The organism is Paenibacillus sp. IHB B 3415 (assembly GCF_000802655.2).
Taxonomy (GTDB): Bacteria; Bacillota; Bacilli; order Paenibacillales; family Paenibacillaceae; genus Paenibacillus_AQ; species Paenibacillus_AQ phytohabitans.
Genome location: NZ_JUEI01000065.1, coordinates 56,280 through 66,431 on the forward strand (window position 1 = coordinate 56,280; position 10,152 = coordinate 66,431).

The 10,152-nt window shown below is 51.0% G+C and carries 7 protein-coding genes; 1 reads left to right on the top strand and 6 read right to left on the bottom strand.

Features of this window, described 5'->3' with window-relative positions:
• Positions 1 to 5: 5 nt before the first annotated feature.
• The 4 genes from QW71_RS26100 to QW71_RS26115 form a co-directional block, all read right to left on the bottom strand.
• Entirely contained in the window at positions 6 to 1,484 is a 1,479-nt protein-coding gene (locus QW71_RS26100) for a Na+/H+ antiporter subunit D (protein ID WP_039306110.1), read from the bottom strand.
• Positions 1,481 to 1,816 carry a Na(+)/H(+) antiporter subunit C gene (locus QW71_RS26105; protein WP_039306114.1) on the bottom strand — a complete coding sequence of 112 codons (336 nt, stop codon included), beginning with the start codon at positions 1,814 to 1,816 and terminating at the stop codon, positions 1,481 to 1,483. Before QW71_RS26105 ends, QW71_RS26100 begins: the two co-directional genes overlap by 4 nt.
• On the bottom strand, positions 1,816 to 4,680 hold the full coding sequence (locus QW71_RS26110; RefSeq protein WP_039306116.1) for a Na+/H+ antiporter subunit A: 2,865 nt from the start codon (positions 4,678 to 4,680) through the stop codon (positions 1,816 to 1,818). The genes QW71_RS26105 and QW71_RS26110 overlap by 1 nt, the downstream gene beginning before the upstream one ends.
• A 65-nt stretch (positions 4,681 to 4,745) precedes the next feature.
• The gene (locus QW71_RS26115) at positions 4,746 to 5,354 is read right to left on the bottom strand and encodes a universal stress protein (protein WP_039306119.1); all 609 of its coding nucleotides are present in this window, start codon (positions 5,352 to 5,354) and stop codon (positions 4,746 to 4,748) included.
• Between the two features lie 408 nt (positions 5,355 to 5,762).
• Between QW71_RS26115 and gdhA the strand changes: the two genes are divergently transcribed.
• Positions 5,763 to 7,118, top strand: a complete 1,356-nt coding sequence (gdhA, locus tag QW71_RS26120; protein WP_373604792.1) for an NADP-specific glutamate dehydrogenase — start codon at positions 5,763 to 5,765, stop codon at positions 7,116 to 7,118.
• Positions 7,119 to 7,778: 660 nt separating this feature from the next.
• Here gdhA and QW71_RS26125 read toward each other — a convergent pair.
• Positions 7,779 to 8,762: a diaminopimelate dehydrogenase gene (locus QW71_RS26125; protein WP_039306125.1), complete on the bottom strand. Its 984-nt coding sequence runs from the start codon at positions 8,760 to 8,762 to the stop codon at positions 7,779 to 7,781.
• Positions 8,763 to 8,959: 197 nt separating this feature from the next.
• Positions 8,960 to 10,009: an iron-hydroxamate ABC transporter substrate-binding protein gene (locus QW71_RS26130; RefSeq protein WP_235441553.1), complete on the bottom strand. Its 1,050-nt coding sequence runs from the start codon at positions 10,007 to 10,009 to the stop codon at positions 8,960 to 8,962.
• Between the last annotated feature and the right edge of the window lie 143 nt (positions 10,010 to 10,152).

Here is a 10,152-nt window from a genome sequence, read left to right on the forward strand (position 1 = left end):
TTCATCTACTCCTTCATGACAGCGTTAATGTACTCTGCCGGATCAGCCAGCACGGCCCCGGCTTGAGCCACAAGCCCGTTCACCATTTCGGCGCCGATTCCCATCAGAATGATGAGGACAAACAGCACTGCGGCCGGTGCCATCATAGCTTTATAGCGCAGCGGATGGACCTCTTCCTCGCTTCTTTCACCACCCCAGAATACTTCCTGGAACACTTTGATCAGCGAATAGAGCACAACGAAGCTTGACGCCAGTGCAATAAGTGCAAGAGCGACGTGCTGCTCCCCGAAGCCGCTGCGGACCATCATCACTTTCCCGGCAAAACCGCTAAGCGGCGGTACGCCCACCAAGGCCAAGGTTAGAATAAAAAACATCCAGCCCGTCCAGGGATACCGGCGGATCAGGCCGCCCATTTGCCGTAGCTGCTCCGTTCCTGACGCTGCAATAATCATTCCGCCCAGGAAGAACAGCAGCGCCTTGGCAATCATGTCGTGCATCAGATAGAACACTACCCCGTTTAATGAATCCTGGGTTGCCACCGATATGCCAAAGGCAATAAAGCCTACGCTAATCACAATATTATAATTAAAAATCCGGCTCAGATCATTGTAAGCCAGCGCCCCGACAGCTCCAAGAATCATTGTTGCTCCGGCCATCCAGCCGATCAGCGTATGTGTCAGTCCCGGATCATGAACAAAAATCAGGGAGAATGTACGCGTGATGGCATACAGCCCAACTTTGGTCAGCAAGGCTCCGAACAGCGCTCTTACGGCCAGTGGCGGAGCACTGTATGAATCCGGCAGCCAGAAGAACAGCAGCAGACCGGCTTTGAGCGAGAAGACCAGCAGCAGCAGTACAGCAATTACATTCATGACACCGCCCTGCCCCGCCTCCGCAACACGGACCGCCAGATGCGCCATGTTAAGCGTACCTGTCGCAGCGTACAGATAAGCAATTGCCGCTACGAACAAGCTGGAGGAGATCACATTGACGAGTATATATTTCAGTGTCTCCCGCAGCTGAACCCGGGTTCCGCCGAGTACAATCATCGCATAGGAGGCAACCAGCAATACCTCGAAGCATACGAACAGGTTAAACAGGTCTCCCGTAAGAAAGGACCCGAACACACCGGTCAGCAGGAAGTGGAAGAAGGTATAGTAGTAGAACCGCTCCCGCTGTTCCCCGATGCTTGCGAAGGAAAAGAACAGGCAGGCCGCGCCTACAACCGCCGTTGTTAATACCAGCAATGCCGCAAACATATCAGCCACAAAGACGATGCCGTAGGGCGGCAGCCATCCCCCCATGTACAGCGTTTGAATCCCGTTATTATTTATCTGGTACACAATAATTAACGCAACAGCAATATTGACAAATACACTGATCGCACTGATTATACGCTGCAGGTTAATTCTTTCCTTCAGAAAAATCAGGATGACCGCCGTAAAGGCCGGAATCAGCAAAGGCAGTACCAGCAGATTGTTCATGGTCTCTCCCCCTTGCTACCTTCCACATCATCCATACCTGCCGAGCGGTATGCCCGGTAAGCCAGCACGATGAAGAACGCGGATACCCCAAAGCTGATTACAATCGAAGTAAGGATAAGCGCCTGCGGCAGCGGATCGACATAACTGTCCGCTTTCTCACCAAGCAGCGGTGAAGCGCCAGTCTTAAGTCCTGCCATGGTCAGCAGCAGCAGATGAACACCGTGAGTCAGCAGTGTTGTCCCCAGAAGGATGCGGAGCAGGCTTTTGGATAAGACCAGATATACACCTACGGTAAACAAGACGCCGATCGCCAGGGCAATAAGGATCTCCATCAGTTATCCCTCCCGATCGTAAAGATGATATTCATGGTAACACCGATAACAGACAGGTACACTCCCAGATCGAACAGTGTTGCTGTAGTGAGTTCGGTCTTGCCCATCACCGGCAGCTCGAAATAGCCGAAGGCCTGGGTCAGGAACGGAGCATCGAATACAAAGGAACCTATCCCTGTGAGAAAAGCTATAGAAATTCCGGCCGCAATTAACTTACGGTAATCGACAGGCAGCACCTTCTCTACAAACTCTGTACCGAACGCAATCGAGAGCAGCACGAGCCCGGCTGCAGCCATCAATGCGCCGATAAATCCGCCGCCCGGATGGTTATGACCGGCAAAGAACAAATACAGCGAGAAGGTAATAATAATCACGAAGGCCACTTTGGCCACAGACTGCAGCAGCACATCATTACTGCGCGCATAACGCGGCTTGTTATCGTCCGGCACATCTCTGACCAGATCAGGCTTACTGCCCGGCTCAAGCTGCAGCTTAATCATTGAATAGATAGCCAGCGAGGCCAGACCAAGCACCGTAATCTCAAACATGGTATCAAAGCCGCGGAAATCCACCAGCAGCACGTTGACTATATTTTTGCCGCCGCCGAGGGTATAGCTGTTCTCCACGTAGTAGCTTGAGATGGACTCGAACGGACTACTCCCAAGCGCCGCCAGTGCGACAAGTGTCATCGTTGCCCCGAATCCTACGGCGATGATCAGCTTCGGGATCTTTACCCGGAATTTGACCTTCTCCCGCTTCAGTCTGGGCAAATGCCGGAAGCAGAGCAGGAACAGCGTCACCGACACCACTTCGACAATCATCTGCGTAAGTGCCAGATCGGGTGCACGGAACAGGATGAAGAGCAATGTCACCATATACCCTACCATGCCCGTTAACAGAATTGCCGCAATCCTGGACCTGGCGAATGGAATCGCGAGCGCACCTGTCAGCATGACCAGCACTGCCACGACTTCAAAGAAGGTGACCGGAGCATACTGCCCTTGGCCAAACGTAATTCCGTCTACGTACAGCAATGAACCGCCAACTACAACAATAATCAAGGTGAAAATATACATTAGATAATGGCGCATGGAGCCCGTCATATATAGCCCTGTCACCGAACGGGACACCCGCTCCACCAGCCGGATACTGCCGTCGTAAACCTGGTTCAGCGTGTACCCGCTGCGCCATTCCTTATCGACCAGACTTAACCGTCCATACACACGGTATACGACAATTCCCAGCAGGATCACACCCAGAGTCATCCACACTTCAGCTGTAAAGCCATGCCAGAAATAGATGTTCACATAAAAAGGCGAGCTTGCCGCCAGCTGCGGATGAATAGCATTCATTCCCGGTACAATTAGTGTCTTGGACAATATGTTCGGGAACAGTCCGGTAATAACGGCCAGCAGTGCCAGGAGAATCGGAGGAAGCAGCAGCCCAAACGGCGCTTCATGCGGCTTCTTATCCAGCTTCTCAGGCTGGTATTTGCCGAAAAAGGTATGAAAAACCATAATCATGCTGTATGCAAAGGTAAATATGCTTGCAATCCAGGCCAGCACCGGAAAGATCGTGAAGAAGGATTGCGGGCTGAGGATATCCAGCTGTCTGATGTTCAGTACAGCCGTGAAGAACATTTCTTTACTCAGGAATCCCGCAAACGGCGGGAGCCCTGCCATGGAGAAGCTGCCGATCAGCGCTATCGTGAAGGTCACCGGCATCAGCGACACCAGTCCCCCCAGCTTGCGCAGATCACGGGTGTTCGTCTCATGGTCGACAATCCCGACCACCATGAACAGCGAACCCTTGAATATGGCATGATTAATCAAATGAAAGAGGGCAGCCGTTGTTGCGGCGGTAAAGAACACAGCCTCTTCACCCGTGTAGAATGAAGCTGCCGATCCCATTCCCAGTAATCCCATAATCAGTCCCAGCTGGCTGATTGTAGAATAGGCTAACAGAGCCTTCAGGTCCGTCTGCTTCATCGCCTGGATCGATCCATAGATCAAGGTGATCAGGCCGACGCCCGACACAATCCAAAACCACTCATGTTGCCCCGCAAACACCGGGCTGAAACGCGCGACCAGATACAATCCTGCTTTGACCATCGTAGCCGAGTGCAGATAAGCGCTGACCGGGGTCGGTGCTTCCATCGCATCCGGCAGCCAGATATGAAACGGAAACTGGGCCGATTTGGTGAAGGCCCCCAGCAGAATCAGGATCATTGACGGTATGAACAGCGGTTGTCCGCTGATGTCCCCGGCCTGGCTCCAGATTTCGCGGATACTGAAGGTCCCTGTCATGCCGTACAGCATCAGGAATCCGGCGAACATCGCCAGGCCGCCGAAGACCGTAATCAGCATCGACTTCAGTGCGCCGTAGCGTGACTTTTGTCTACGGTGCCAATAGGCAATCAGGAGGAAGGAGGATACACTTGTCAGCTCCCAGAAGCCGTACAGGACCATCAGGTTATCGGACATTACCACCCCGAGCATCGCGCCCATAAAGATTAGGAGATAAACATAAAACGGGGTCAGTTCTTCTTTGCGTTTGTCCAGATAATAAATCGAGTAGAAGATGACAAGCATCCCCATTCCCGTAATTAACAATGCGAACAGCAAACTTAATCCATCCAGATGAAATACCAGATTAATGCCAAGGGACGGAATCCAGGATACAGTCTCATATCCGTACTCCCCTCCCTTAATGACAGGAATCCGGGTCAAGAAATAAATGAACAACGCCAGCGGTCCGGCAAGTACAAGCCAACCTCGATGGAGCCTGGCCATCCGCCCTCGTAGAAGCGCTATCATTAAGGCCAGCAGAAACGGAACAAGTACGGTTATATGCAGCAAAGGCAAGCCTCCTTTTCCACTCTATAAGTTAAGTTGTGAACAATAGTACATACTACTGGAAGTAAAAACGATTATAAGGGATCGCTTAGTGTCCCCTCGCAGATATGCAAATATCTCGCTTTACCATCTTGCTCAATTCTGAATAAGCCATTCTCAAATTCCGTGTGCAATTCGTGAAAAAATTTCCCTTTGATGTAATCCTGACCTTCCGGCTCATCACTGAGCTGATAAACGCCCTCATTCTTCACCAGATAGGAAATTACACCTTCTTCATGCGTCTCTTCAAGACCGGCGCGCATCCGCTGTACTGCCACAACATGCAGATCCATCATCTTCATTTTGCTGATCAGCTCATTGACAAAATTGCGCTTGGTCAGCTCCTGCCACAGCGTCTGGGCGGATTGCCCGATAATGATCTGCGTGACGTCCTTCTCTTCTGCCGCTTCAACGATTACATCCGTTGTCTTGCGGCCCCGGCGTTTGCGGACCATAAACTCTGCTCCGGCTTCCTCGGCCAGACGCTTCCAGACCGCCATGAACATTTCTTTGCTCTGATTGTATTCATCACTGTCTGAACTATCCACATTGAGCACATAGAGCGGTGCCCCCAGCATCTCAGATAGCTCGACTCCACGCCGGATTAAACGCTCCCCGTGCGGACCATAATGAACGCATACCATAATTTTTTCCTTGTGAATGACCTTCGCCCTCCTGTAACATGGGCAAGAAATACAAAAGGAGCCTACTGGCGTTAGGCCCCTTTCTGTTGTTTCAAACCCTAAAAATTATACTTAAATTATATCTATTCCGATACTGTTTGTAAAGTTTACGGACAAGGATATGACAACATTGAAACATAATTCCCATTATAATGAAGTCTCATTCAGACCTTTCATAAGGTATATCTGGCATCGCATGTAAGGTTCATAGAATTTCTTAATGACCACACCAAAAATAATTGATTGGTAAATTGATGTAAGGTTTTATAGAATTCTTTTAAATTAAAAATAAATCCGGGGCTGCCCGAATCCACTATCAGACAGGGAGTGCTAGCTAAAGTGTCCACCGTTCATTCCGTTTCTTCAGAAATTACTAATCAGGCTGTACAATATGTTCATCAGATATACGCGGAGGTACAGCAGCGCGATCCGCAAGAGGCCGAGTTTCATCAGGCGGTCAAGGAGTTCCTGGATTGTCTCGTGCCTGTCCTGGCCCGTCATCCGCAATATATGAAGCATGGGATTCTCGAACGGCTGGTTGAACCCGAGCGCAGCATATCCTTCCGCGTGCCCTGGGTCGATGATGCCGGCAAAGTCCGGGTCAACCGCGGTTTCCGCGTTCAATACAGCAGCGCCATCGGCCCTTACAAAGGCGGACTCCGCTTCCACCCCTCCGTTTATCTTGGCATTATCAAGTTCCTGGGCTTCGAGCAGATTTTCAAAAATGCCCTGACCGGCCTGCCCATGGGCGGCGGCAAAGGCGGCAGTGATTTCGATCCCAAGGATAAATCCGATCAGGAAGTTATGCGCTTCACCCAAAGCTTCATGACGGAACTGTACCGCCACATCGGCCAGGATACGGATGTTCCCGCAGGGGATATCGGAGTGGGCGCACGCGAGATTGGCTATATGTTCGGACAATATAAACGAATTCACGGAGGACATGCGGCCGGGGTTCTCACCGGAAAAGGGCTGCTGTACGGCGGCAGTCTGGCACGCAAGGAGGCTACCGGCTACGGCTGCGTATACTTCGTGCAGGAAATGCTGTCGTCCACGCGGGGAAACAGCTTCGAGGGCAGCCGGGTAGTTATCTCCGGGTCAGGAAATGTCTCTATTTATGCTATCGAGAAGGCTCAGCAGCTGGGAGCTCTTGTTATCGCGTGCAGTGATTCGAACGGATATATCCATGATCCGCAAGGAATCAATCTGGATACTGTCAAAAGACTGAAGGAAACCGATCGCCTGCGCATCAGCGAATACGTGAAGGAGCATCCACATGCACAGTATATTGATGGCTGCAGCGGAATCTGGAGTCTGCCTTGCGATATCGCCCTGCCTTGCGCCACCCAGAATGAGCTTGACCTGGCATCCGCCCGGACGCTTATTCTGAACGGGGTTCAGGCCATCGGCGAAGGGGCTAATATGCCGACGACGATTGAAGCGGTTGAATTGTTCCTTGAGAATGATGTGTTGTTCGCTCCGGCCAAGGCGGCTAATGCAGGAGGAGTAGCGGTCTCGGGACTTGAAATGAGCCAGAACAGCATGCGGCTGGCCTGGAGCTTCGAAGAGGTCGATGCCAAGCTGCAGGAGATTATGAAGAATATCTACCGCAGAACTGTGCAGGCGGCAGAGGAATACGGGGTTGCCGGTAACCTGGTGGCCGGAGCTAACATCGCCGGTTTCCTGAAGGTTGCCGACACTATGCTGGCGCAGGGGATTGTGTAACTAAATAAGCAGCAGATCAATGGCGGGCGAACAAGCCTTGGTTATTTCGGCGAGTATTATGGACTGCCCGCAATGGTTCTGTTGCTATATGTATAAAGCTTACCTATAGAGCTAGTCCTGAATGTATTGTTGAATGTATTGTTGTACGTAGTGCAACATGGATTCAATGATAATGAGGGATTTGTAAGGATTGTTGTATGAAATACAACAAATTGTCCCGTTCGCCGCTTGAATACGTGGGAAATGCTGCTTTTTATACAACAATTCTTGATTAGACCCGATATTGTGAGGGAAATGTTGTATTTCGTGCAGGATTTCAGTATGACTATTAAGTCCAGCTTATTTAGTAACCGTGTTTGTCCGGTTACTTCCTCTCTCTATGAATCAGAGGTATTTCTACCTCTGATTTTTTTTGATTCCAGCAGAACGTGCAGAAGGGGTGTCTCAAAAGCCATGAAATGGCTGATTGAGACACCCCTCGTTTTTTGAGTATGCCATACTTAAGCTTGCGGGAGAACGCTCCACGAACGGACCGTTGTTCCAATTGCTGTGCTCTTTAAGTAGGATCAGGGTTTCCCCCGGGCGAGCCCCGGCCAGATCATCGTCATCACAGCAGCCGGCTGCTCCCACCAGCATGCCCGTTGCTCACTCTTCGCCAGCCTACAGCAGCTCGCGCCGCAGCGTCTCTGCCGATTTAGGGGACAGATGGCCGAGCGGAATATCGAATACCGTCTTGGCACCCTTATGGCCTTCATGCTTCAGGCGGACAGCTGCACGGGCATAGGCTACCAGCACGCTGGCCGTAAATTCAGGATTACTGTCCAGCTTCAGCCCGAATTCGGCAATCTGCTTGCTTCCGCCGCCGGTTATACCGCTACGGATAACGAAGCCGCCATGCGGCATGCCGGAATGCTTCGCTGCAAGCTCATCCTCCGAAATGAAGTTGACCGTTGTATCATAATCGGCGAAATAATTCGGCATCTCCACAATGCTCCGGGTGATTGCCTCATGGTCCGCCCCTTCTTCCGCCACCACGAAACATTCGCGGCGGTGCTTCTCGCGGGTAGTCAGCTGCGGAGTCTCTCCGCCCCGGATACTGTCAATGACTTCCTGAACAGGAACGGTATATTGCACGCCTGCCTTCACACCGGGAACGCGGCGGATCGCATCCGAATGCCCTTGGCTGACCCCGGTGCCCCAGAAGGTATAATCCTCTCCTTCCGGCAGAATAGACTGCATCAGCAGACGGTTCATGGAGAACATTCCCGGGTCCCAGCCCGTTGATATTACACTGACTGTCCCGCCGCCTTGGGCTGCCTTATCCACGGCAGTGAAGAAGTCAGGAATTTTGGCATGGGTGTCAAAGCTGTCCACTGTATTAAACAATCTGGCCAGCTGCGGGGTCTGCTCCGGCAGGTCTGTCGCTGATCCGCCGCACAGAATCATTACGTCGATTTTGCCTATGTATTGCTCGGCTGCGGATATATGCTCTGTGACTTTTCCTGTGATTTCCGCCAGCTGCTGCGGGTCTCTGCGGGTAAAAATAGCTGCAAGCTCCATATCCGGATTTTGTTCAATCGCCTGCTGTACCCCTTTACCCAAATTCCCGTAACCGACAATCCCAACTCTGATGTTTGAAGTCATGTTTACTGTAGTCCTCCCTTGCCGGGTATCCCGGAGATATCAATCCTTTAAATTATAAGTATATATACATTACACGAAATGTAAACAATTAAGTTGAATAGCCGGTGCAGGCCACAATAAAAAAGTCAACGCCCTCCTAAGAGACCGTTGACCTTCCCTCCATTACATCCACTTGTGGTGATCTGCACAGCAAGGATTTATTTTCCCGAACCCAAAAAGCTCTCCACAATAAATTCCAATTGCGCCTCAAGTGAAATCGGATCATTATAATACGAGCCCTTCTCATCAATGAAGTAGACCCGGTTATTCTTCACTGCGGGGAGTGACTTCCACACATTGCTGTCATAGACGATATTCGCGTCGCCGTCATCCCAGCCCCAGTTACTGGTGAAGATGTAGTCTCCGGCATATTCAGGCAGCAATTCAAGCGACAGATCCCCGCCGAATCCTTCACCGTCGATCAGCGTGGTCTGAATAATCTCCGGAGCTTTGAGGCCAAGATCCCCGTACAGAATCTCACCGCCTCTTCCCCCTTTATTCCCCCAGGCATAAATCCCCTTCGCATAAGGCTGAAGTATCGATACAGTCTTATCACCTACAACTTCAGCAATCTGCGGCTTCACCCCGGCAATCTTCGCATTCCACTCCTCAATCCACTGCTGTGCCGCGTCCTCTTTACCGGTGATTTTGCCGAATTCTAATAATAAGTCCTGCGGAGATCCGGCTCCGTACTTCAGTCTGACCACCGGAGCAATTTGCGCCAGCTGCTCGTATTGGGATTCTTCGATATAGTCAAATGTAAGGATCAGATCTGGGTCCAGCTTCAAAATGGCCTCAGCATTCGGCTCTACGCCAATATTAACGATATTATCCAGCTGGCCTTCATGAAACGGGTTCTTCAATGAATCATCGGCTGCCGCGATTGGCTTCACACCGAGAACGAGTAAATTACCGATTGCACTGCCTGTCAAATCAATAATCCGCTCAGGATTCACCGGAATCGTTACCTCCCCCTTGCTGTCCGTATAGCTTTTGGTGGCTGAAGCCAAGCTGCCTGCGTTTGAACTCCCGGCCGTAGTCCCCGCCTCCTGATTGGCTGCATTCAGTGACTGCGCAGCCGGAGTATTGCTGCCTGCGGCACTGCCATTAGCCGGAGTTGCCCCACTGGAACAAGCACTTAATAATAATGTTAGACATAACAGTAATGTCGCCGTAGCCATAGATGCCGGCTTAGTTCCCCACTTCACTGATAATCCCCCTTTTTGATGTGGATGAGAATAATTCTCATCATTTTTGATACTATAGCACCGGGAATTATCTGCTACAAGGGCAATTTTCGGATGAAAGAGTCAATTTCATAATTCAGTTGGCTGAATAGCAAGACTTGGCC

Coding starts and splice junctions, on each gene's coding strand:
- QW71_RS26115 (WP_039306119.1), bottom strand. CDS start 5,354: ATGGTATGCGTTCATTATGGTCCGCACGGGGAGCGTTTAATCCGGCGT.
- QW71_RS26125 (WP_039306125.1), bottom strand. CDS start 8,762: ATGACTTCAAACATCAGAGTTGGGATTGTCGGTTACGGGAATTTGGGT.
- QW71_RS26100 (WP_039306110.1), bottom strand. CDS start 1,484: ATGAACAATCTGCTGGTACTGCCTTTGCTGATTCCGGCCTTTACGGCG.
- QW71_RS26105 (WP_039306114.1), bottom strand. CDS start 1,816: ATGGAGATCCTTATTGCCCTGGCGATCGGCGTCTTGTTTACCGTAGGT.